Annotated in this window: 17 protein-coding genes and 1 pseudogene; 10 read left to right on the top strand and 8 right to left on the bottom strand. The window is 69.3% G+C overall.

The window, feature by feature from the left end; all coding sequences use genetic code 11:
* Nucleotides 1-527: 527 nt before the first annotated feature.
* The 3 genes from ACWGE0_RS28385 to eccE form a co-directional block, all read right to left on the bottom strand.
* On the bottom strand, nucleotides 528-2,090 hold the full coding sequence (locus ACWGE0_RS28385) for a S8 family serine peptidase (protein WP_452263942.1): 1,563 nt from the start codon (nucleotides 2,088-2,090) through the stop codon (nucleotides 528-530).
* 221 nt (nucleotides 2,091-2,311) lie between these two features.
* Entirely contained in the window at nucleotides 2,312-3,037 is a 726-nt protein-coding gene (locus tag ACWGE0_RS28380; RefSeq protein ID WP_086663925.1) for a hypothetical protein, read from the bottom strand.
* Nucleotides 3,034-4,245 (bottom strand): type VII secretion protein EccE, encoded by a 1,212-nt coding sequence (eccE, locus tag ACWGE0_RS28375; RefSeq protein ID WP_452263941.1) that lies wholly within the window; start codon nucleotides 4,243-4,245, stop codon nucleotides 3,034-3,036. Before eccE ends, ACWGE0_RS28380 begins: the two co-directional genes overlap by 4 nt.
* A gap of 264 nt (nucleotides 4,246-4,509) precedes the next feature.
* On the opposite strand from eccE, the gene eccB reads away from it, so the two are divergent.
* The 4 genes from eccB (at nucleotide 4,510) to ACWGE0_RS28355 (ending at nucleotide 8,019) form a co-directional block, all read left to right on the top strand.
* On the top strand, nucleotides 4,510-6,123 hold the full coding sequence (eccB, locus tag ACWGE0_RS28370; protein ID WP_452263940.1) for a type VII secretion protein EccB: 1,614 nt from the start codon (nucleotides 4,510-4,512) through the stop codon (nucleotides 6,121-6,123).
* A 69-nt stretch (nucleotides 6,124-6,192) separates the two neighbouring features.
* Nucleotides 6,193-6,510: a hypothetical protein gene (locus ACWGE0_RS28365; protein WP_452263939.1), complete on the top strand. Its 318-nt coding sequence runs from the start codon at nucleotides 6,193-6,195 to the stop codon at nucleotides 6,508-6,510.
* 11 nt (nucleotides 6,511-6,521) lie between these two features.
* Nucleotides 6,522-7,604, top strand: coding sequence for a WXG100 family type VII secretion target (locus ACWGE0_RS28360; RefSeq protein WP_452263938.1), 1,083 nt, complete (start codon nucleotides 6,522-6,524; stop codon nucleotides 7,602-7,604).
* 82 nt (nucleotides 7,605-7,686) lie between these two features.
* Complete coding sequence (locus tag ACWGE0_RS28355) at nucleotides 7,687-8,019, top strand: hypothetical protein (protein WP_452263937.1); 333 nt, start codon at nucleotides 7,687-7,689, stop codon at nucleotides 8,017-8,019.
* Between the two features lie 67 nt (nucleotides 8,020-8,086).
* Here the strand turns inward: ACWGE0_RS28355 and mycP are convergent, their stop codons facing one another.
* Both mycP and eccD read right to left on the bottom strand, forming a co-directional pair.
* Complete coding sequence (gene mycP / locus ACWGE0_RS28350) at nucleotides 8,087-9,508, bottom strand: type VII secretion-associated serine protease mycosin (RefSeq protein WP_452263936.1); 1,422 nt, start codon at nucleotides 9,506-9,508, stop codon at nucleotides 8,087-8,089.
* Complete coding sequence (eccD, locus tag ACWGE0_RS28345; protein WP_452263935.1) at nucleotides 9,505-10,908, bottom strand: type VII secretion integral membrane protein EccD; 1,404 nt, start codon at nucleotides 10,906-10,908, stop codon at nucleotides 9,505-9,507. The genes mycP and eccD overlap by 4 nt, the downstream gene beginning before the upstream one ends.
* Nucleotides 10,909-11,308: 400 nt before the next feature.
* Here eccD and eccCa point away from each other — a divergent pair, with 400 nt between their 5' ends.
* The 6 genes and pseudogenes from eccCa (at nucleotide 11,309) to ACWGE0_RS28315 (ending at nucleotide 20,994) form a co-directional block, all read left to right on the top strand.
* Nucleotides 11,309-15,325: a type VII secretion protein EccCa gene (gene eccCa, locus ACWGE0_RS28340; protein ID WP_452263934.1), complete on the top strand. Its 4,017-nt coding sequence runs from the start codon at nucleotides 11,309-11,311 to the stop codon at nucleotides 15,323-15,325.
* Between the two features lie 778 nt (nucleotides 15,326-16,103).
* Nucleotides 16,104-16,367: pseudogene (locus ACWGE0_RS28335) on the top strand (hypothetical protein); the annotation flags it as partial.
* 456 nt (nucleotides 16,368-16,823) lie between these two features.
* Nucleotides 16,824-17,993 carry an NB-ARC domain-containing protein gene (locus ACWGE0_RS28330; RefSeq protein ID WP_452263945.1) on the top strand — a complete coding sequence of 390 codons (1,170 nt, stop codon included), beginning with the start codon at nucleotides 16,824-16,826 and terminating at the stop codon, nucleotides 17,991-17,993.
* Nucleotides 17,994-18,129: 136 nt separating this feature from the next.
* Nucleotides 18,130-18,429, top strand: a complete 300-nt coding sequence (locus tag ACWGE0_RS28325; protein WP_452263933.1) for a tetratricopeptide repeat protein — start codon at nucleotides 18,130-18,132, stop codon at nucleotides 18,427-18,429.
* A 248-nt stretch (nucleotides 18,430-18,677) separates the two neighbouring features.
* A complete protein-coding gene (locus ACWGE0_RS28320; protein ID WP_452263932.1) occupies nucleotides 18,678-20,519 on the top strand; it encodes a BTAD domain-containing putative transcriptional regulator in 1,842 nt (613 codons plus the stop codon).
* A complete protein-coding gene (locus tag ACWGE0_RS28315; protein WP_452263931.1) occupies nucleotides 20,473-20,994 on the top strand; it encodes a hypothetical protein in 522 nt (173 codons plus the stop codon). Before ACWGE0_RS28320 ends, ACWGE0_RS28315 begins: the two co-directional genes overlap by 47 nt.
* On the opposite strand, the gene ACWGE0_RS28310 is transcribed toward ACWGE0_RS28315, so the two are convergent.
* From ACWGE0_RS28310 to ACWGE0_RS28300, 3 genes are read right to left on the bottom strand one after another with little or no spacing between them, the layout of a single operon-like run.
* The gene (locus tag ACWGE0_RS28310; protein ID WP_452263930.1) at nucleotides 20,963-21,985 is read right to left on the bottom strand and encodes an FAD-dependent monooxygenase; all 1,023 of its coding nucleotides are present in this window, start codon (nucleotides 21,983-21,985) and stop codon (nucleotides 20,963-20,965) included. The two genes, ACWGE0_RS28315 and ACWGE0_RS28310, sit on opposite strands and share 32 nt — an antisense overlap.
* A 36-nt stretch (nucleotides 21,986-22,021) precedes the next feature.
* Complete coding sequence (locus tag ACWGE0_RS28305) at nucleotides 22,022-22,624, bottom strand: DUF305 domain-containing protein (protein WP_452263929.1); 603 nt, start codon at nucleotides 22,622-22,624, stop codon at nucleotides 22,022-22,024.
* Nucleotides 22,625-22,628: 4 nt separating this feature from the next.
* Nucleotides 22,629-23,369 carry a lytic polysaccharide monooxygenase gene (locus ACWGE0_RS28300; protein WP_452263928.1) on the bottom strand — a complete coding sequence of 247 codons (741 nt, stop codon included), beginning with the start codon at nucleotides 23,367-23,369 and terminating at the stop codon, nucleotides 22,629-22,631.
* Nucleotides 23,370-23,537 lie beyond the last annotated feature (168 nt).

Below are 23,537 nucleotides of genomic sequence, written 5' to 3'. Positions count from 1 at the left end.
GGTGTCAACTCGACGAAAAGCGTGTCGAGTTGACACCCCTCCTCTGACGCAGCAAGTGCTGTGGCACGACTCGTGACGGGACCACCCACCGGAACCTCCCGTTTCAAGCGTAAGGACGCCTCGGCTTCGCCGTCGGGACTGCTCGCCTGCGGCTTCGCTTGAGGGCCTCGCCTGCGGCATCGGGCTTGAGTGCCTCACTGCGGCCTCGGCTTGGGACTCGCCTTTCGGCCTCGCCCGATCAACCTCGCCCGATCAACCTCGCCCGATCAACCTCGCGGGAGTGTCAGACCCGCTGAGTACGTTGGGTCGCGGGGGATCCTGTGGCGAAGGGGACGCCTGCGTCAGCCTGCGTGCGTGCTGCGGCCTCCTGCCGTGCGCGGCCACCCCCGGCTTCGCGGCCGACCTTCCTGTCTCGCCGCCCCCGTCCCTGCTGTGTACTGCCGCTTGGGCTTGTCGCGCTCCCTCCCTCTACGGGAAAGGGAGGAGCCCCCGGCGGGGGGACCGGGGGCTCCGAGGTGGTGTGGCGGCTAGATGTCGAGGGTCCACGAGTCGAGGTGGCCCGTGTCCTGGCGGTAGAGGTCGCGGACTCGCAGTTGCCAGGTGCCGTTGGCGTCTTCAGCTGAGACGTTCACGGCGTAGGTGGCGTTGATGTCGTCTGCGCTGTCGTTGCCGCTGGAGACCTTCAGGAGCTTCACGGCGCCTGAGGGGGCGATCAGGGCCAGTTCCAGGTCGCCTCGGTAGGTGTGCTTGATGGCTACCTTCACGGAGCCGGTGGCGCTGGCTTTGCCGTTGCAGTCGGCGACGGTGATGGATGAGGTGACGACTGAGGCGTCGGGGATGGCGGTGTCGGTGTCGTTGGTGGCTGCTGGGCATTGGCCGGGCGGGTTGCCGGGGGCCGTGCCGGTGATGTGCAGGAGCTTGTTCGGGGAGCCTGCTCCGGGGTTGCTGACGCTGTCGCTGGTGGCGTTTTCGACGAGGGCGTCGCGGACCTGTTGTGGCGTTGCCGTGGGGGACGAGCCCAGGTAGACGGCTGCCGCGCCTACTACGTGGGGCGTGGCCATCGAGGTGCCGCTGATGGTGTTGGTGGCGTTGTCGTCGGTCAGCCAGGCGCTGGTGATGTCGCGGCCAGGGGCGAAGATGTCCAGGCAGGTGCCCAGGTTGGAGAACGAGGAGCGGGCGTCGGTTCGGTCGGTTGAGCCGACGGTGATGGCTTCTGGGGTGCGGGCCGGGGAGGTGTTGCAGGCGTTGCCGCCGTTGTCGTTGCCTGCGGCCAGGCCGTAGGTGACGCCTGCGGCGATGGAGCGCTTCACGGCTGCGTCGACGGTGTCGTTGGCGCCGCCGCCCAGGGACATGTTGGCCACTGCGGGCTTGTTGGCCGGGGCGTTGGTGACCTGTTCGGTGACCCAGTCGATGCCGGCGATGACGCCTGCGAAGGTGCCGGAGCCCGCGCAGTTGAGGACTCGGACGGCTACCAGTTTCGCGTCCTTGGCGACGCCGTACTTGGTGCCGCCGACGGTGCCGGCGACGTGGGTGCCGTGGCCGTTGCAGTCGGTGGCATCGTTGTCGTTGTCCACGGTGTCGCGGCCCGAGACGGCGCGGCCGCCGAAGTCGGCGTGGGTGAGGCGGATGCCGGTGTCGATGATGTACGCGGTGACGCCTGCGCCGCGGTTCGGGTAGGTGTAGCTGTTGTCCAGCGGGAGCGCGCGCTGGTCGATGCGGTCGAGGCCCCAGGACGGGGTCGGCGTCTGCGTGTCGGAGAGGTGGACTTCGCCGTCCTGCTCCACGTAGGCGACTGCCGGGTCGGCGGCGAGGCGCTTGGCCTGGGTCTCGGACATCTGTGCCGAGAAACCGCGCAAAGCGGACTTGTACGAGTGCTTCACCTGCGCGCTGTACTTAGCGCTGAGGCTCTCCACACTGGTCGTGCTCATGTCCTTCAGCACGACGATGTAGTTGTCCTTGACTGTGTTGGACGCACCGAGGTTCCGAATCTCCCCCTCGGGCGCAGCGGTGGCGGAGACGGACGTCAGCGCGAGCGCGGTGCCCGCTACCAGTCCGATTCCAGCCGCTCGTCTGAGCCACGATTCACCCATAGCAGCGTGCTCCCTCGTCGCAGGGTCGTGCAGGTGAGAGCCTTCTTAGTGGCGTTGACGGATTTCGCACAAGAAGGTCCACGAAACAACCTTCGAATGGCGAATCAACAGTTTTGATCTGCCCTGTGAAGTAATTGGTGCCGCTGAGCTATGGACAAAACAATTGCGCCCCGAACGATGAACCGTTCGGGGCGCAAGTGTGGCCTATTTCGTCGAGCGTCTCAATCGCCTCGGCGAACAGCTCCGAGGATCTGTTGCTCGGCCGGGGTCGTGTACAGGCGCAGGTGCGCCCACATGTCCTGACCCATCGCGATGACCTGGTCGTCCTTGAGCTGGGTCAGCTGCTGGAACATCTGCGGGCGCAGGCGCCACATCTGACCGGCGAGCTGTGCCTGGCCCATCGGGAGGCGCTGCAGCAGCACGAGGTCCGCGTTGTTCGCCGTCGACGAGGCCTGCGGGTGCAGGTACGGCAGCACGTACATCGTGGTCTGCCACGGGGCACGCGGCGGGAACAGCTCCTGCGGGACGTGGCCGCCGTCGTGGATCACGAGCAGCGGCATGTCCTCGGTCGGCCGGGGAAGGTCGGCCGGGGACAGGCGGCGCAGCTGCACCAACTGAGACGGACGGCCGTCCGGGCCCTGGCCCGCGGCGCGCACGACCGGTTGCCACGCTTGGGGACGGCCGGTGGCGATGATGATCCACGCGCCGGTCGCCATGGCCCGCAACGCGATCTGGCGGGCCAGGTAGAGGCCGCCGACGACCACCATGCGGGTCGGCGTGGGGCGCAGCACGGACACCGCGAGCGGTTCGCCCTTGGTGCCCTGGCCGAGCATCATGCCGCCGCGGTCGCCGCTCGGGCTGACCACGTCGAGCATGTTCGGCGACACCAGGAACTCCGGTGCCACCGCGCCGCGGCCGCGCGAGTCGAGCAGACGGGACGAGCTCATGCCACACCTCCCAGCGGCAGCGTCGCGGCCAGGCCGGCGAGCTGCATGCCCCGCAACGGGGTCAGCGTGATGTCGAGCTTGTCGCTCAGCTTCGACAACTGGTCCTCCGCGCGGTCCAGCTCACTGGGCGTGCGGGCGCTCACCCGCACCAGGCCGCGCAGCGAGACCTGACCGTCCTCGCGGGACGGTGAGATCGACATCGCGAGCGTCGACGAGAGAGCGCGCACACCGGTCAGCGAGTTCAGGTTGCCCTTGAGGCCCTTGGACGGCCAGCCGGTGATCGCGTAGCTCGCGTGACCAACGCCACCCGCGGTGACGCCCGCCCACTTCTCCCGCAGCGACACGGGGTTCGTGTTGCCGACGGCGGCGGTCAGTTCGGCGGACGAGATCGCCGCGCGCAGCAGTTCGTCCGAGTCGAGCGGGCGGATCGTGACGCCGGCGGACTCCAGAGCGTTGCGGACGCGGGACAACGCGCCGATCAGCGCGCGGTGCGCACCGACGACGCCACCGCCACGCTCCCGGATCGCTTCGCCGCAGCGGCGCGGGTCCAGCCGGACCGTGATCCACGTGGTGCGCCGGGCAGCCGCGGGCAGCGGGCCGAGCACCTCCATGTACGAGCTGACCGCGGGCGAGTTCGGCGGGAGCGCCGCGCTGCCGGGGTAGCAGTGCCAGATCACGGTGATCGCGTCCAGGACGACACCGCGGTCCTCCAGGCACGGCGCCAGCGCGCCGAGCGGCAGCGACGGTGCCGAGCCGACCGCGGAGATCAGCGGCGGGGTCGGGTCGACCAGCAGCACCGCGGTCCACACGCCGTCGTGCCACGACAGCGCGAGCGGGCGGCGTTCGTGGTCGACGCCCTTCGCGATCACCAGGTCCGGGATCGCGAGACGCAGCAGCGCGACGCGGGGGTCCTCCGGGCCGAGCACCTGCATCTCGTCGTCACCGGGCTTGGACTCCTGCGGCGCGGCGCGGTTCGCGGTGCGGCTGTGCGAACGGAAGTTGTAGCGCAGCCGGACGCCGATCCACTGGGTCAGCCAACGACCACGCGATCGGGTGAACGCCAGGATCAGTGCGATGAAGAGCACACCGCCGGCGATCGAGACGGAGACGACGTTCAGGGCGTCGCCGTTCTTCACGCCCATGAGCGTCAGCACGAGGAGTGCGATGGCGAGACCGATCTCGATCGTGACTACGTTCGAGACGGGCAAAGAGCCGAGGCTGACTCCGGCACCTCTGCGCCGGACACGCCCGACCGGGCGCGAAGGCGCGGGTGCCTGCTGGCCAGGACCCCCGGGTCCCTGCGGCCGTGCCATCCCTGGGTTGGGCCGGGGCGGATGTGGAGTGGTCACGGACATCCGTTGTGGTCTCTTTCCCCTCGATGGTCGGTGGGCTTGGCGAACCGGCCCACGGAGCAACCTGCGTCCGGCTATCCTGCCGAACCGTACCGCGACTGGGAGAGCAGCGAGCCGAGAATGGCATCAACACCCACCACCAAGTCACAGGTCCAGGCCTACCAATTCGTCCTGCGGCGGATGCAGTCCGCTCTGGTCCGCAGAGACGCGGTGATGCTGCATGACCCCATGCGCAATCACTCGCGCGCGACATCGGTCGGCGTGGTCCTCGGCGTTGTCGGTCTGATCGGCTTCCTGGTGTACGGCCTCTTCAGCCCGGCACCGAAGCTCGACAGCGAGACGCAGATCGCCATCAGCAAGGAGACCGGCCAGGTCTACGTGGTCGACGCGTCGCCGCGGCGGCTCATCCCGATGACGAACCTGGCGTCGGCCCGGCTGCTCTGGTTCTCGCGCAACAACCCCGACCAGCAGGCCGGCGGCGGCGACGCACCGGGCGGGACGACGAACGGCGCGCAGCAGGAGGCCGCCGGCGGCACCCCGAAGCTGGTGAGCGAGAAGGCACTCGCGAGCCTGCCGCGCGGCAGGCTCACCGGTCTGCCGGACGCGCCGGACGTGCTGCCGGCCGAGAGCATGCGCATCGACGCGCAGTGGTCCGTCTGCGACACCCTCCGGCTGGACAAGTTCCGCGAGAACCAGGCCGTGGAGAACCAGATCAAGACCTCCGTGATCGCGGGCGTCAGCGGCGGCAACTCGGAGCTGGGCGACGAGGCGATGCTGGTGCAGCAGCGCACCGGCGACAAGAAGGCCTTCCTGATCTACAAGAGGCCCCAGCAGCTGAAGGACATCTCGTCGTCGACGGTCCGCGCCGAGGTGGATCTGAAGAACGACAAGGTGATGAACGCCCTGAAGCTGAAGGGCAAGCAGGCGCGCGCGATCAGCTCCGGTCTGCTCAACGCCATTCCCGAGGTCGCGGAGTTGCGGGCGCCGGTCATCCCCAACCAGGGCAAGCAGGCCACCTACGTCACCGAGACGAAGGTCCTCATCGGCGAGGTCGTCTCGGTCGAGCGGACCGGCGCGGCCGAGTTCATGGTGGCACTGGAGGACGGTTTCCAGACCGTCGACGAGACCGTCGGCGACCTGCTGCGCTACGCGTACTCGAACAACCAGAAGGCGATTCCGCTCTCGCCGAGCGCGATCGCGGACCACAAGGACCCGAAGAACCCGCTCGACCTGACCTCGTACCCGACCAAGATCCCCACCACGCTCGAGGCGAACCCGAACAACACGGTGCTGTGCCTGGGCTGGAAGGCCGAGAACTTCACCGCGGACAACAAGGCCGAGCACATCTCGGTGACGGTCGGCTCCAGGCTGCCGGGACCGACGGAGATGACGCCGGTCGAGCTGAACGCGCCGGGTGCGGGCGGCGAGATCGTCGACGAGTTCCTGATGCTGCCCGGCAAGCAGGCGGTCGTGCGGGCCAGTCAGGGTCTCAACGACTACGGCACGGGTCCGGTGCAGATCGTCACGGGCCGCGGTGTCCGCTACGGAGTCCCGGACGCCGGCACCGCGGGAGCACTGGGTCTGCAGGGGAACTTCCCGCCTGCGCCGAACCAGATCCTGAGCCTGTTGCCGATGGGACCGCAGCTCAACAAGAACGAGGCGAACCGCAGCTACGACTCGATCTCGGCGCCGGGCGGCAAGATCAAGGATCCTCAGCAGGCAGTGCAGAAGTAGCGGAACCACTCCGGGTGCATCACCGTCGAATGAGACAAAGCACCCGGAGTGTGTCGTTAGGGGACAGTTGTGGCCGGTCGCATTTCCGTTGATCCCGCCTGGTTGGAGCAGTACGCCGACCGGATCGACGGCACGACGGACGATCTGAGGCGGGTGCGGGACGCCATGAAGGTGTCCCCGCTGCGCCCGCAGTCGTTCGGCGAGATCGGCAGAACGGTGGGCACCGCGCAGGGCTACGCGCGTGCGGCCGAGCTGCTCAACTCGCAGCTCGCCCGCGCCTGCGACACGCTCGACGCCGCCGCCAAGGGCCTGCACGCCGTGGCGAAGCAGCACGGGCAGGGCGACGACGACGCGCTGCAGCTCATCAAGAAGGCCGATCGGCGGTAGGGGGAGCTGTGGTGACCAAGGACGGCAGGCAGATCGCGGCCGAGGTCGGTCCCGAGCTCGACTACCTCTCGCGGGTGAGTCAGAAGCTCGGTGTCGTGGACCTCGTGCACGACTTCTTCGACCCGCTCGTGGGTGACTGGAACGACCTGCGCGAGGAAGCCGAACGCTGGCGCAAGGCGGCGAAGGTGACCGAGGCGGTCAACAAGCACGTGGCGGCACCGCTGGGCGGCGTCGACGCGCGGTGGCAGGGCAAGGACGCCGACGCGTTCCTCGACCACATGCGCAAGGTGGGGCTCGCCGGCGGCGACATGTCCGACGCGATGAACGCGATGGCGGACGCGCTGGAGGAAACGGCGGACGGCGTTCGCGACATCGTGCAGGACATGGCGCACGTGCTCGCCGACGCCGCCGACTCGGTGTCCGGCACGGCGGCGTTGCCCCTGGAGGGCGACCAGCGCGCGATCAAGCACATCGAGGAGCTCAAGGCACCGGTCCGCGAACTGCACGAGTCCGCGCGGCAGGTGCTGGAGGCGTTCCTCAAGCTGTGCGACGGGGTTTCCGGTGAGTCCGACGGCTTCGACGCCGTGCGGATGGAGCACAAGTACCCCGACAAGGACTGGACCTACACGGCGCCCGCCAAGCCCGAGACGAAGATGCCGGAACCGGCCAAGGCTTCCGCCACGGCCGCTGCGGGCACCGCCTCGCCCGGTGGTGGCGGCGGTGGGGTCGGCGGCGGTGTCGGTGGTGGCGTTGGCGGCGGAGTTGGTGGTGGTGTCGGCTCCGTGGGTGCGCCGGCCGCCGCGACCCAGCAGCCGATGCAGTTCGGCGGCTCCACAGGCGTCGCTGAGCAACTTCCGGGCGCGGACAAGGGTGCTGCGGCCGCTTCGGCCGCCGCGGCCGCTGGTGGCCGTTCTGGAGGCGCTCCCGGCGGGATGGCGGGCGGGATGATGGGCGGCATGCCGATGGGCGGTGCCGGCGGTCAGCAGGGTGGCGACAAGGAGCACAAGCCGAAGCAACGGCTCACCGGCTCGATCGACGACCTGCTCGGCAAGCCCAAGAAGGCCGCGCCGAAGACGATCGGCGACGACGAATAGTCGGCCTCCGCTGGCGAGGGACCAAGATCGACATTACGCTGAACGGCGTAACGGTTGGTCTTGGTCTCTGGGGGTTTTCGTCATGCGCAAGTCGCTCATCGCTGCGATCGCGGTCGCCGGGCTGCTCATGGGAGCGGCACCGGCCAGCGCGGCCGAGCATCGCGAGTACGTCGGCGGCTACTGGAGTTTCCTGTACTTCGAACAGGGCAACGCCTTCGGCAGCAACAGCTCGCAGGTTCCGCAGATCTGGATGGACCGCGCGACCAGCAGCAACCCCACTCGCTGGGACGGGTGGATCGGTGCCGCGAAGAACTCGATCTGGACCGCGCGCGTGCCGCACGGCGACTACTGGTGGCGCACCTGCTTCGAGGGGAACAGGGGCAAGCTGCACTGCGGATCCTGGTTCCACGCCTGACCTGGCAACGAGAACGGCCCCGCTCGACTGTCGAGCGGGGCCGTTCTCGTGATGAGCCGAGGAACGGCTAGGCCGGTTTGCCGCGCTTGCGGTTGAGCGAGTTGCGGATGAGCAGCGTGAGCATGAGCAGCACGCCGCCGATGCCGATGCCGCTCAGCGCCACGATGATCGGTGGCCAGTCCAGCCCCTGCGGCGGGGTGACGGCCGTGTTCAGCTCCTTCGGCTGCGGCGCCTTGAACCCCTGCGCTTCCGCGGGCAGCACGGCGGTCAGCGCGGCCACCGGGTTGATCATGCCGGCGCCGGTCTTGTTGTCCCTTCCGGACACGTTGCCGGGGTGCAGGGCCGTGGCCTTCACGCGCTCCATCACCTGGCGCGCGCTGAGGTCCGGGAACCGCTCGCGCACCAGCGCCACAATGCCTGCGACGTAAGGGGACGCGAAGCTCGTGCCCTTGATGTCCTGCACGCCCTGCGCGGTGACGTTCGCGTTGGTCAGGCCGGTGCCCTTGGGGTCGACGGAGATGATCTCCTCACCCGGCCCGGCGATGCTGACCCACGGGCCCCACACGCTGAACGAGGACACCGCGCCCGACTGGGCGATCGATCCCACGGACAGCACGTCGTTGGCGAACCAGGCGGGCGACGAGACCGAGTTGACGTTGGTCGGGTCCAGGTTGTCGTTCTGCTTGGCGCACCCGGTGCCCTGTTCGCTCAGGTTGCCGGCGGCGGTGACGATCACCACGTTCTTGACGTCCACCGCGTACTTGATCGCGGCCTGCAGCTTCTGGTCGTCGGAGCTGAACCCCTTGGGAGGGCCGCAGTTCGTCAGCGAGATGTTGATGACCTTGGCGTTCTGGTTCGCGGCACGGACGATGGCCATCGCCAGGGTGCCCACCTTGCCGGCGGAGGCACGCTTGTCCGGGTTCGTCGCGTCGCCCTTGAACTCGTAGCGGTCGCTCGTCTGACGGATCGCGAGGATCTCCGCCTCCGGTGCCGCGCCGACGAAGTCGCCCTCGGTCCTGGCCGCCGCGGCGACGCCGGCCACCTCGGTGCCGTGGCCGTCGCAGTCGTCGGTGCCGTTCGCGTTCTTGGAGTTGTCGACGTACTCGCCACCGGGCTTCACCCGGCCGCCGAAGCGCGGGTTGCGCGGGTCGACACCCGTGTCGATGATCGCGATCCTGATGCCCTTGCCGGTCGCGAACCTGTGCGCCTGATCGAGGTTCAGCTGGACCTGGCCCCACGGCTTGGTCTCGATCAGTTCGCTCTTCGTGTCGGACTCGACGCACCCCTTGTTGGTGCGCTCGTACTTCACGTCGGGCTTGCCGTCGTCGGCCGGGGGCTGGGTGCCGGGCGGCAGGTCCGGCGGCACCGAGTTCGGGCGGGCCGTCGCGGGGGACGACGACGGCTGCGCGGAGGCCTGCGGAAGCGCCCCCGTCAGCAGCAGCAGTCCGGCGGTCGCGGCCGCCGTGGTGCGCCTGATGCCGGACCTCATAGCGAGATCAGACCTCGGAACACCGAGTACATGTCCATCACCGCGAGCGCCAGCGGCACCACGGCGGCGATGAGGATCGCCTCGATGATGTCGACGGTGCGGCGCAGCGGCGGTGAGAACTTCTGGCCGGGGAAGATCACACCGAGCACCAGTGCGGCGGCGCCGAGGATCAGCAGCGTGCCGAACACGAACGCGATGCGGTCGAACGAGGTCGAGGAGATCAGCCAGCCCAGCAGGATGCCCGCGCTGGCGAGCATGCCGGTGGACAGCAGTGCGACCGCCTGCGCGCCGTTCGCGTACGCACGGCCGCGCATCATCAGCACGATCGCGACGACGACGCCGTAGATCGGGCCCCAGATCGTGTCGGCGGACGCGGCCACGATGGCGGCCAGCGCGGCGACGATGCCGGTTCCGACGATCATGCCGGTGAGGTACTCGTGCGCCACGGCGGTGCGGCGCTCGATCACCGCGTACTCCGGGAAGCCGCTGTCCTCCTTGAGGTCCTCCGCGTTCGTCGGCACGACGGGCGGCGGGATCTTGGCCAGCTGCAGCGTCAGCCTGGGCAGCAACGACAGCGCGCCGAGCGCCACCGCGCCGGTCGCCGCGGCCACACCGGCCAGCGGGTGCTCGACGAACGTCGCGACGAGGAACGCGAGCGCCACGAACGTGCCGCCGGTCGCCGCGGCGATGAACACCGTGATGCCCTGCCCGATCAGCAGGATGCCGCCCCACGCGAAGATCATCATCAGGGCCGAGGCGAGCAGCATCTTCGGGTTGAACCCGACACCGGGCACCGCGTGGAAGCCCGCGACGAACGCCATCGGCAGCGAACCGCACGCGGCGATCAGCACACCCGTCGACGCCGAGGCGTAGGCCCGCGAGATGGTCGCGCCCGCCGCCAGTGCGGCGACGGCGGCGACACCACCGGCGATCGCGGCGGCGAGCCCGCTGCCGGAACCGCCCTGCGTCACCGGGCCGGACAGGAACAGCGCCACCGCGGAGGCGATCAGCGCGAGCGCACCGGCGAGGTGGCCGAACTTCTGCGCCGTCTCCTTGGTCCACGGCCGGAACGAGTCCGGATCGGACTCCGCGATCGCGTCGACGACGTCGTCGTACAACGGCGGCGGCGGATTCTCGTTGCGGCGCCGCAACTGCAGCAGCTCACCGTCGACGACTCCGAGCGACGCCAGCGTGCGCGCGGGGTCGAGCGGGCTGTCGCCGAGCTTCGCGAGGCACCAGCCGCCGTGCCGGACACCACCGTCCGGAGTGGCCTCTCTGGCCATGTCCAGCAGCATCGGCAGGAGATCGGCCACCGCCACGTCGGCAGGCAGCGCAACGTCGATACGCGTTCGAGGTGCCACCACCGTGACACGGCTGAACACCGTCGTACCGGTCGCCACCAGGGCCCCCTAAGTCAGATCAGCACTAATCAAATCAACGGCCCGACCCTATTGGTCCACTCGGACGCTCGCCGGGCGGCCCTAGGGTCTGCTTCGCGGGGCTCGTTCGATGAGAGTCGCGGTTGAGGTGGTTCCTGGCGGCGCGGGCGGACAATCTGCATACCGGTGTTGTATTCGGGTTGTCCGCCCGTGCCCCCAGGGACCAGCTCAGCCCCGACTATCGCGAACACGGCCCTGCGAAGCGGACCCTAGTATGGCCGGACCGACGCCTCTTGCACGTGTGGTTCGCAGAACACGTTCGACTGGGTTTTTTCCCGACCCACCTTCGTGACGCGCGCGGATGCGCAATAGTGTCGGTTGCTACTGGTGGCGTAACAAGAGTCGAAGAGGTGCCTGTCAGTTGAGCACGCTGCAGTTCAAGCGAACGGCACGCCTTGCTGCTCCCCGGCCTCCTGGCGGTGAGGTCCACCTCGAGCCGCCACCCGAGGTCCCCCGGATCATCCCCGGCAACATCATGATGAAGGCGATGCCCGTCGTCATGATCGTCGCGTCCGTCGGCATGATGGGCATGATGTTCGTGTTCGCGCCGCGGCAGCCCGCGGCGATGATCATGCCGGGCATGATGATGATCTCGACCATCGGCATGATGGCGAGCGGCATGGGCTCCGGCAAGGGCCAGAAGAAAGCCGAGATGAACGAGGACCGCAAGGACTACCTGCGGTATCTCGGCCAGATGCGCGACCGCGCCCGCGAGGCCGCCGACGAACAGCGCGCCGAACGCGAGTGGGTCCACCCCGACCCGCAGATGCTGTGGTCGCTCGCCACCACCCGCCGCATGTGGGAACGCCGCCAGAACGACCCCGACTTCTGCCACCTGCGCGCGGGACGGGGCTCGCAGCGCCTCGCCACCCGCCTGGTGCCGCCGCAGACCGGTCCGGTCGAGGAGCTCGAGCCGATCGCGACGCTGGCCCTGCGCCGGTTCGTGCGCGCCCACTCGCTCGTGCCCGACCTGCCGATCTCCATCGCACTGCGCGGGTTCGCCGCGGTCGGCCTGCTCGGTGAGATCGAGGACCGCCGCGACGTCGCACGGGCGCTGCTCGCCCAGCTCGTCACCTTCCACGCCCCGGACGACCTGCTGATCGCGGTCGTCAGCGCGGGCCGCACGAAGCAGCTGTGGGAGTGGGTGAAGTGGCTGCCGCACGCGCAGCACCCCACCGACATCGACGGCATCGGCCAGCGCCGCATGATGGCGAACTCGCTCGCCGAGATCGAGGCGATGCTGGACGAGAACCTGCGCGACCGGCAGCGGTTCACCCGCAACGCCCCGCCGCCGCCCGACCAGCCGCACATCGTGATCGTCATCGACGACGGCGACATCAGCCGTGAAGAGATGATCATCCTCGAGGAGGGTCTGGTCGGCGTCACGCTGCTGGACCTGTCCGAGTGCCTGGGCAACCTGACGGCGCGGCGCGGTCTGCGCCTGGTCGTCGAGAACAACCAGCTCGGTGCCCGTTCCGCGACCGGCGTCGAGTGGTTCGGTGCTCCCGACCGGCTGTCGATCGTGGAGTCCGAGGCGCTCGCCCGCAGGCTCTCGCCGTACCGCATGGGCGCGGCCGGTGAAGCCGGTGGCGACTCGGGCGAGGACCCGTTGGCGATGACCAACAACCCGCCGATCCTCGAGTTCATGGGCATCCCCGGCGACCCGATCACGTTCGACGTGCAGCAGGCGTGGCGGCCGCGGCCCAAGCGCGACCGCTACCGGATCCCGTTCGGCATCGGTGAGCACGGTCAGGCGGTCGAGCTCGACATCAAGGAAGCGGCCGAGGACGGCATGGGCCCGCACGGCCTGTGCATCGGCGCGACCGGTTCCGGTAAGTCGGAGTTCCTCCGCACCCTGGTGCTGGGCCTGCTGGCCTCGCACTCGTCGACGGCGCTCAACATGATCCTCGTCGACTTCAAGGGTGGTGCGACGTTCCTCGGTCTGGACAAGGCACCGCACGTCGCCGCGACGATCACCAACCTCGCGGGCGACCTCACCCTGGTCGACCGCATGAAGGACGCCATCGCCGGTGAGGTGTCGCGCCGCCAGGAGGTTCTGGCGAAGGGCAACTACAAGAACGTCTGGGACTACGAGAAGGCCCGTGAGAACGGTGCCCAGCTCGACCCGCTGCCCGCGCTCTTCATCTGCATCGACGAGTTCTCCGAGATGCTGACGGCGAAGCCGGACTTCATCGACATCTTCCTCCAGATCGGTCGTGTCGGCCGGTCGCTGCAGATGCACATGCTCCTCGCGTCGCAGCGACTCGAGGAAGGCAAGCTGCGCGGTCTGGACACGTTCCTCTCGTACCGGATCGGTCTGAAGACGTTCAACGCGGCCGAGTCCCGTGCGGCGATCGGTGTGCCGGACGCCTACGAGCTGCCGCCGATCCCGGGTTCGGGTTACCTGAGCGTGCAGGGCATGCCGCTGACCAGGTTCAAGGCGCTCTACGTCTCGGGCACCTACCGTCCGTCGGGCATGCAGTCCGCCGGTGAGTCGGTGGCGGTCCGCAGCGACAAGCGCCCGCGGTTCTTCGTGCCGGACTTCATCGAGATCCCGAAGGAGCCGGAGCGGCCGCTCGAGCCGGTCAAGCCCGAGGCCCCGAAGAAGGAGACCGAGGGCAACGAGCCGACCCAGCTCGAGCTGATCGTCGAACGTCTCATCGGCCAGGGTCCGCCCGCGCACGAGGTGTGGCTGCCGCCGCTGAACGAGCCTCCGACGATGGACACGATCCTGCCGCCGCTCGACGTGACGCCCGATCGCGGCCTCACCTCGCCCGGCTACGGCGCGAACGGCGTGCTGCAGATCCCGGTCGGCGTGGTCGACAAGCCGTTCGAACAGCGCCGCGACCTGCTGTGGGCTGACTTCTCCGGTGCGGCCGGTCACGGCGCGGTCGTCGGTGGTCCGCAGTCGGGCAAGTCGACGCTGCTCAGGACGATCATCGCCTCGATGTCGCTGACGCACACCCCGCAGGAGGCGCAGTTCTACTGCATCGACCTCGGTGGTGGCACGCTCGCCTCGCTGGAGGACATGCCGCACGTCGGTGGCTTCGCCGGCCGTCTCGACGTCGACAAGGTCCGCCGCATGGTGGCCGAGCTGCAGACCCTGATCACCGAGCGCGAACTCCGCTGGCGCGAACAGCGGATCGACTCGATGGTCGAGTTCCGCAACCGCAAGCGCCGCGGTGAGATCAAGGACGACGCCTTCGGTGACGCGTTCCTGGTCGTGGACGGCTGGATGAACTTCCGCCAGGAGTTCGAGATGGTCGAGCCGCAGATCCAGGCGCTGGCTGCCCAGGGTCTGTCCTACGGCGTGCACGTGATCGTCGCCGCCAACCGGTGGGCGGAGATCCGGCCCGCGATGAAGGACCTCCTCGGCACCCGGTTCGAGCTGCGCCTCGGTGACCCGAGCGAGTCGGAGATCGACCGCAAGGTCGCGGTCAACGTGCCGCCCGGTCGTCCCGGCCGCGGTCTGACCGGTGACAAGCTGCACTTCCTCACCGGCCTGCCGCGCGTCGACACCTCGCAGGACCCGCAGACGATCTCGGCGGGTGTCCAGGACCTCAGCGCCAAGCTCAACCAGGCGTGGCAGGGGCCGCGCGCCCCGCAGGTCCGGATGCTGCCCGACCTGCTCGACCACACGCAGTTCATGGCGCAGGTCCAGCAGATCCTCCCCAGCCGCGGCCACCTGGTCCCGGTCGGCGTCAACGAGGACGAGCTCGCGCCGGTCTACCTGGACTTCGACGCCGACCCGCACTTCGTGGCGCTGGCGGACGGCGAGTCCGGCAAGACGAACATCCTGCGCACGATCGTCCGCGGCATCATGCAGAGCTACACCTCGTCCGAGGCGTTGATCCTGCTCGCGGACTACCGCCGCACGATGCTCGGCTTCATCGACACCGACCACCTGCTCAGCTACGCGGTGTCGGGCAACCAGTTCACGCAGAACGTCCAGGAGGTCCGCGGCTCGCTCGCCAAGCGCCTGCCCGGGCCCGACGTCACGCAGGAACAGCTCAAGAACCGGTCCTGGTGGTCGGGTCCCGAGGTGTTCGTCATCGTCGACGACTACGACCTGGTCGCTCCGCAGGGCGGCATGAACCCGATGCAGCCGCTGGCCGAGTTCATCCCGCAGGCGAAGGACGTCGGTCTGCACGTCGTCGTCGTCCGCCGCATGGGTGGTGCGTCCCGCGCGCTGTACGACCCGATCATCGGCAAGCTGAAGGAGATCGCGGCACCGATCTTCGTCGGTTCCGGTTCGAAGGAGGAGGGCAACATCGTCGGCAACCTGAAGCCGTCGCCGCAGCCTCCCGGCCGGGGCACGCTGGTCACCCGCAAGTTCGGCCAGCAACGCATCCAGTTCGCCTGGATCCCGCCGGAATAAAGCCGGCACAGCGTCTTCGTGGGTGGTCTCGCCGTTCGGCGGGGCCACCCACGAGTCGTTTCCGGGGAAGTTCCCCGCACCAACTGAAAAGGCCCGCAGCCGAAGCTGCGGGCCCACCCAGGTAGCAGGGGTTCTACCTGCTCCCCCCATGACCGGCCCGGGTCCGGTGCGGTCAAGAGGGAGGCGACCGCACCGGCCGGGATTCTTCGGAGGTTCCCCCAGGTCTTGCCTGTCTCCGTCGAACCGGTCGAGTGAGACTTTGCCGTACGCCTCTCACGTGGCGCTCACGTATCGATGACACACGCTCTCACCGCCACGACAGCGAAAGGCCCGCGGCCGAAACCGCGGGCCCGCACCGAACAGCAGGGGACTGTCCGGTTCCCCCCCCAGACCGGGCCCGCCCTGGCCGATCCACTGGGGAGGGCCGGCCGGGGCAGGACCGCGGCAATGCCGACTTTGCCGCACGCCTCTCTCGCGACGCTCACGCCTCGATGACGTCCGCTGTCGGGAAAAGTAAATGGGCCCGCAGCCGAAGCTGCGGGCCCGCACCGAACAGCAGGGGACTGTCCGGTTCCCCCATGACCGGATTTCCGTCGTGGCCGATCCACTGGGGAGGCTCGGCCACGGCGGAGTTCGACGATCGTGACACCCCCCAAGAACTCGTTGTCACTCTCGTCGTCCGGCTGATCACCACTGTGCACGGCGGCGCTCACACTTCGGTCACACCGAGTCGGCACACCTGCACTCAACGCTCCGCGAGCCGTGGGAGAGGGGTGGCGTGCGAGTCGAGTACCGCGTGCTGGGACCGCTCGAGGTCCTGCTCGACGGCGTCCCGGTCAGCGTTCCCGCCGGTCGTTGCCGCGTGTTGCTCGCCACGCTCCTGTTGCGCGCCAACGAGTTCGTGTCGACCGGCGAGATCGTCGAACGGCTGTTGCGGTTCCGCGCCCATCGAGCAGCGGGTGAGCACGCGGAGGCGACCGCGTTGTGGCGCGGGCAGGTGCTGGCGAACGTCTCCTCGGAATCGCTGCATCGCGACGTCGTGCCCGCACTGGCCGAGGAACGGCTCACCGCGCTGGAACAGCGGATCGACGCCGACCTGGGCGCTCGCCGCCTACCACGACGTCGCGGTCGTGCTGGACGAGCAGCTCGGCGTCCTGCCGGGGCCGCGGCTGCGGGAGGCGCAGCAGCAGGTGCTGGCCGGAGACGTGCCGGCACCCGCGCACCACGTGCCCCGGCAGCTGCCGACCGCGTTGCCGCACTTCGTCGGCAGGGAGCTGGAACTGGGCAGGCTCGACGCCCTGCTCGAAGCGGACCGGCTGGTCGCGGTGATCAACGGCAGCGGTGGCATCGGCAAGACGTCGTTGGCGGTGCAGTGGGCGCACCGGATCGCCGGGCGGTTTCCGGGCGGGCAGCTCTACCGCGACCTGCGCGGCTTCGACCCGGCCGGTGCGCCGGTGAACCCCACCAGCACGCCCGCGATTTCCTGCTGGCCGTCGGGGTGCCTGCGGACGAGATCCCGGTCGGCACCGAGGCGATGCTGGACAGCTACCGCGACGTGCTGTCGCGGCGGCGCGTGCTGGTGCTGCTCGACAACGTGCGTGACCTGGAGCAGGTGCGGCCGCTGTTGCCCGGCGGGTCGCAGAGCCTGGCCGTGATCACCTCGCGCAACCGCCTGCAGGGGCTGGTTCCACAGGACCGCGCGTTCCCGCTGGACGTGCTGGATCCGAGTGAGTCGATGGTGTTGTTCGGCGGCAGGGTCGGCGCGCGACGAGTCGCGGAGGAACCCGAGGCGGCGGCCCGGCTGGTCGAACTGTGCGCGGGACTGCCGCTGGCGCTCGCCGTGGTGGCGGCGCGGGCGACGCTCGACCAGCACCCGCTGGGCATGCTCGTGGAGGAGCTCGAACATGCCGCACTCGACGCGTTGGACACCGACGATCCGCTGACCAGTGTGCGGGCGGTGTTCTCGTGGACGTTCGGATGCCTGAGCCCGACAGCCGCGCGCCTGTTCGTCGTGCTCGGCCTGCACCCCGGTCCGGACGTGACGGAGCCCGCCGCGACCAGCCTGCTGGCGGAACCCTCGGCTGAGGCGCTGGACGAACTGGCCCGCTACAGCCTGATCAACGGTCAGCACGGCCGCTACCGGCTGCACGACCTGATGCGTTCGTACGCGGCGGAGGAGGCGGCTAAGCGGTTGTCGTCGGCCGAGCGAACGGCTGCCCAGCAACGGTTCTTCGACCATCTCCTGCACTCCGCGCTGGCCGCCACCGAGAAGTCCGACCCGCTGCGCCAGCCCATCAGCACGCCGGACCCCGCCCCGGTGCGGTGGTCCTGGCGTTCGAGGCGAGCACCGACGCCGATCGCTGGTACGCCGAGGAACGCGCGGTGTTCGGCCCGGCGGTGGTCGCGGCGGGCGAGGCGGGCTTCGACGGTCACGTGTGGCGCACGGTGTGGGCGATCCGGCACTTCCTGGTGGCCACCGGCCGATGGCGTGAGGGCGAGCGCCTGCAACGGCTGGCCGTCGCGGCCGCGCAACGAGCCGGAGACCTCTCTGGTGAGTGCCGGGCCCGCCGCGGCCTGGTGTCGTGCCTGGTGCCGGAGCAGGAGTTCGACGAGGCGGCACTCCAGCTCCGCGCGGCCGTGGCGCTCGACGAACGGCTGGGCGACCTGATCGGGCTGTCCAACGACCTGCGCGGCCTCGCCTACCTGCTGGGCCGCCAGGGCAAGTACGCCGACGCGCTCGATCCGTTGCTGCGCGCCCTGGACGTGGCCTTGCGCAGCGGTGATCGCATCGAACTCTGGAGCTGGTGCCGGACGAGCGGGACACCGTCGTGGCCTCGAACCGCGACACCCTCGGCAGCATCTACCGCGCACTGGGCCGCTTCGAGGAGGCGGAGGCGAACTACCTCAGGTCCGTCGAACTGCAGGCCACCCTGTCCTACCGGCACTACCAGGCGGACACGCTCGTGCGGCTGGCCGACATGAAACGCGAGCTCGGCGAACGGGACGCGGCCCGCGGCTACTACCTCGCGGCGCTCGACGTCTACGACGACCTCGGTTTCGCCAAGGCGGACGACGTGCGTGAGTTGCTGACCTCGCTGGGCTGAGCGGCCGGTCCCGCCACAGTGAAGAGGGAGGTGACTGCGACTGGACCGGCCACGCACAGAGTCGCGGAGCAGGCTCACACTTCGGTCACATGTCGCTGGAAGGGCCCGGGAACTGATCAGCGGCGCTGGTGGCCCCCCAGGTAACTCAGCCACCAGCGCCGCTGAGGAGAACTCTGCCCTGGACCGGTCACACTTCGCTCACACGTCGATCACACGCCGTCTAAACTGCCTTTGACCTGGGGGGACGTGTGCGAGCCGAGTATCGCGTGCTGGGGCCGTTGGAGGTGCTGCTCGACGGCGAGCCGGTGGCTGTCCCGGCCGGCCGGTGCCACGTGCTGCTGGCAGTGCTGCTGTTGCGCCCGAACCAGTTCCTGTCGGTCGACGAGCTGGTCGACCGGGTGTGGGACGGCGAGCCGCCCACAGCCGATCGCGCGCACAAGACGTTGCAGATGGTCGTGCGGCGGTTGCGGGTCGCGCTGGGCGACGCGGACTGCGTGCTCACCCGGTCGGGCGGCTATCAGGCGGCGGTCGACCCGGACCAGCTCGACCTGTCGCGGTTCCGCGCGCTGGCCGGTTCCGGCGACTTCGGTGCGGCGTCGGCGTTGTGGCGCGGATCGGTGCTGGCCAACGTGCCGTCCGAGCGACTGCACCGCGAGGACGTGCCGCAGCTGGTCAACGAACGACTCGCGGTGCTGGAGCGGCGCATCGACGCGGAGCTGGCGCGAGGGCTCTCCGGCGAGCTGGTGGCCGAGCTGCGGTCGCTGGTCGCCGAACATCCGTTGCGGGAACCGTTCTGGCGGCACCTGATGCTCGCGCTGTACCGGTCGGGGCAGCAGGCAGAGGCGTTGAACGCGTACCAGGAGGTCCGGACCGGCCTGGCCGACGAGCTCGGCGTCGATCCGGGTCCGGAGCTGCAAGAACTGCACCAGCAGATCCTGCGGGCCGAGGTCGCGCCCGGCAGACGCCCGCAGGTGCCGCGCCAGCTCCCCGGCGGCGTCCGGAACTACGTGGGCAGGGACGCGGAACTCGACCTGCTGGACAAGGCGTCCGGTGTGACGGTCGTGCACGGCGTCGGCGGTGTCGGCAAGACCGCGCTGGTGCTGCGCTGGGCCCGCGAGGCACGCGAGGACTTCCCGGACGGCGACCTCTACCTGAACCTGCGCGGTTTCGACCCGGATGGGCAGCCGGTCGACCCCGCCGCCGCGGCCGAGATGCTGCTCGTGGGGCTGGGCGTGGACGAGATCCCGGCCGCCGCCGAGGCGCGGTTCGCGTTGCTGCGCACCACACTCGTCGATCAGCGGTTGTTGCTGTTGCTCGACAACGCCGCTTCGCCGAGCCAGGTCCTGCCGCTGCTGCCCGGCGCGGCCGGCGTGCGCGTGGTGATCACCAGCCGCAACCAGCTCCGCGCCCTCGTCTCGCAGCACGACGCGACCACGATCGGCTTGCGGCAGCTGGAGTTCGAGGACGCGCGGTCGTTGCTCGCCGCGGTGCTCGGGCCGGCGCGGCTGGACGCGGAACCGGAGGCTGCCCGCGAGATCGTCGAACGGTGTGCCGGACTGCCGTTGGCGCTGCGGGTCTTCGCCGAACGCGTCGCGCGCTTCCCGGACGTCCCGCTGCACGAGTTCGTCACCGAACTGCGGAACGAGCGGCTCGACGCGTTCAGCGACTTCTACGACGTGGACGTCCGCGCGGTGTTCTCGTGGTCGTATCGAGCGCTGGACGACGAATCCGCGCGCATGTTCCGGCTGCTGTCCGTCCATCCCGGTCAGGACTTCGACGTGAGCGCCGCCGCCGCGATCGCCGGTGTGTCGGTGGCACAAGGCCGGCGGTTGCTGGAACGGCTGGTGGCCGACGCCCTGGTGCAGTCGAGGGGACTCGGCCGTTACTGCCTGCACGACCTGCTGGGTGCCTACGCGGCCGAACTGTGCGGGGACGACGAGGCGGCCGCGCTGCGGATGACCGAGTGGTACGTGCACAGCCTGGAGAACGCCACGGCCCTCGACGGCAACAAGATGGTGACGCGAGCCGGTGCGGTGCAGACCGGTGTGGTGCCCCAGCCGTTTTCGTCGTGGGCCGACGCGCTCATGTGACCGCGCCAAGGCCGTCGCGGAGTCGCGGGCGGCCCTGCGGAAGTTCCAGGACCTGGGCGAACGCTGGGGCGCCGCCCAGGTCCTCGACGTGCTCGCCAACCTCACCGAGGACCCGCACGAGGCACTCGCACTCACCGATCAGGCGCTGAGGGCGGTCAGCGAGCTGGGTGCCAACGAGGAACTGGCCGAGATGCGCTGCCGGCGCGCGGATCGGTTGCTGGACCTCGACCAGGACGAGGCGGAACGCGACTACCACCAGGCGCTGGAGCTGGCGAGCAGAGCCGGTGTGACCGCCACACGGGCGTTGGCCACCGCCGGCCTCGCCAGGATCGCCCACCGCAGGGGAAACCTGGCGGAGGCCGAACAGCTCCTGCGGGAAGCCCAGGGAGAGCTCGGGTTCGGCTGGATGCACTCCACGGCCAAGGAACAGGTCGAGGCCGTGCTCACCGAACTGGTGCGTAGTCGGGAAGCTTGATCGCGGTCGCCGCGCGGAGGTCCATCCGCGCGAACACCGGCATCTTCGGCAGCAGCCCGAACATCCGGTCCCTCACCCACATCCCGAGCCGGGTCGCCGGCGCGAGGAACGGCCCGGGATTGCCCTGGCAGCCCCGCGCGTACGGGCCGATCAGGGCTTCGTACCTGGCGAACGCGTCCCCTCCGGCCGCCATCTCCCCCGCCAGCACGTAGGCCGAGACGATCGCGAGCCCAGTGCCCATGCCTCCCAGCGTCGATCCGAACCCGGCGTCGCCGATCAGCGTGACGCGGCCCGAACTGACCGAAGGCATCCTGACCTGGCTGATCGAGTCGAAGTAGACGCCGGGCGCCACCAGGGTGTCCGGCATGAGTTCCGGCGGTACCGAGGACTTGAACATGAACCAGCCCGGCGCCGTGAGCGTGCCCGGCGCGCACACGAGGTCCTTGTCGTCGCCGTCCGCGTCCCAGATCGCGAAGTAGTAGCCCTGGAACTTCGGCCGGTAGGACGGGAAGACCAGCCGCCGCACCGCGGACCGCATCCCGTCCGCGCCGATGACGAAGTCGAACCGCCGGGAAGGGCCGCGCGCGAACGTCACGTCCACGCCGGCGCCGTCGTCGTGCAGCGAGGTGATCCAGTCGCCGAACACGTACTCGGTGTCGGATGAGCTCAGCTCGTACAGCAGCCGGGACAGGTCGCCACGGAGGATCTCCACCTCGCCTGCGGTGAACGACGCGGGCAGCCGGGAGCGTTCACGGCCGTCGACACCGCGGAAGACCATGTCCCGCGGCGAGGTTTGCCGTTCCAGCACAGCGTCGAGCACGCCCATCCGCCGCAGCACACCCAGGTGTGCCTCGCCGCGGAAGTCCACGGCCTGACCGCCGCTGCGCAGCGACGACGCGCGCTCCACGACAGTCACCGAGAAGCCGTATCGCGACAACCAGTGCGCGAGCGCGGGCCCGGCGATGCCCGCTCCCGAGATCAGTACGTCCATGACCGGGAAGCCAACGCCGGGCCGCTGACCAAACGCTTACTGTTCGCTGATGACCTTCAGCATCTGCGAGATCTGACCCTGCCGGGTCGTGGTCACGCGCTCCGCGTAGGCCACGGCCTCCGGGTTCGAGCCGTCCTTCTTCTCCGCGAGGGCCATCTCCACCGCGGCACCCTGGTGCCCGGCCATCAGGTTGAGGAAGGAGAGGTCGAACTCGGCTCCGCTCTTGTCCTTGGTGTCGGTGATGACCTTGTCGTCGAGCAACGGCTGGCCGCCGTGCGCGGCGTGCAGGTCCTTGCCTCCGGTCTCCGGTTTGCCCCAGAGCTTCAGCCACGACTTCAGCATGGAGAGCTCCTCGCGCTGGGTCGCGTCGATCGCGCCCGCGAGGTCCTTCGCCTCCTGCTTGGTGGCCTTCGCCAGCGCCACCTGCGAGAGGCTGATGCCGAGTTGCAGGTGGTCCACCATCATCTGCGTGTACGTCACGTCCGCGTCGTTGAACCTCGCGCTGGCCGCCGGAACGGGTGGTGCGGCGGAGGACGCACCGTGACCGTGGGCTCCTTGGCCCTCCGGCACGATGGCCTCTCCGCCGCACCCCGCCAGCGCCAGGACCGCAGCCGCAATCGCGATCACCAGGCGCTTCATCGAATCAGATCTTCTCCCACAGCGCCGCCGCGTTCGGCGGTTCCCAGCCGGTCAGCGACGTGTGGGCCTGCCGGCACTTGTACGACGCGCCGCCGTAGGTGACCGTCGTACCGACCGCGTAAGGCGTGTTCGCCGCCCACGTACCGCCGACGGGCGGCTGGGAGGTCGGCGGGTTCGTCGTGGTCGTGGGCGGGTTCGTGGTGGTGGTAGGCGGCGGGGTACCGCCACCGCCGATGTTGATGTCGATGCAGGAGTAGAACGCGTTGACCGTGTCGGCGATGTTCCAGACGGCGCGGAGCTTCTGGCGGCCGGAGAACCCGCCCAGGTTGATGGTGTGGGTGGTGGGGTTGTTCGGTTGCTGGTTGTTGCCGGCGACGAAACCGACGCGCGTGCCGCCGATGAAGTACTCGTAGTCGCGGGTGGCGTGCCGGGCGGTGAAGGTCCAGGTCAGCGACATGGTGCTGCCGACGCTCGTGACCTTCCAGGGCTTGCTGTCGTCGTTGAGCACCTCGAAGTCGTTGCGGGTGCCGCCACTGCAGGTCACCTGACCCTTGGGGCCTTCCGCGCTCTGCGGTTCGTACCGGGGGCCGGTGCTGCCGCAGTCGACGGCGCCGGTCGCACACTGCGCGGCACGACTGGCCGGCGAGGACACGTAACCGTGTGCGCTGGCCGAGCCGACGGGCGTGATGAACACGATTGCAGGGACCGCGGCCATGACCAGCGCCGCTTTTCGGGTGAGTTTCATTCGTCCGAACTCCTTGGATTCGTTCCCAGGCGGGGTGGACCCCGATGCAGGGGCGGGAACCGGCAGCGTGTTGGATCGCTCGCCGATCAAGTTTCGGTGTGGTCTAGACCATAAACCGGGATTCAGAAAGTGGTCAAGCAGTCACGGGCCGTGGACCGGAAATCGGTG

It is taken from the genome of Lentzea sp. NPDC054927 (genome assembly GCF_053610285.1).
Note: the sequence above shows the minus strand (reverse complement) of the source record. Positions and strands in the feature narration are given on the sequence as shown.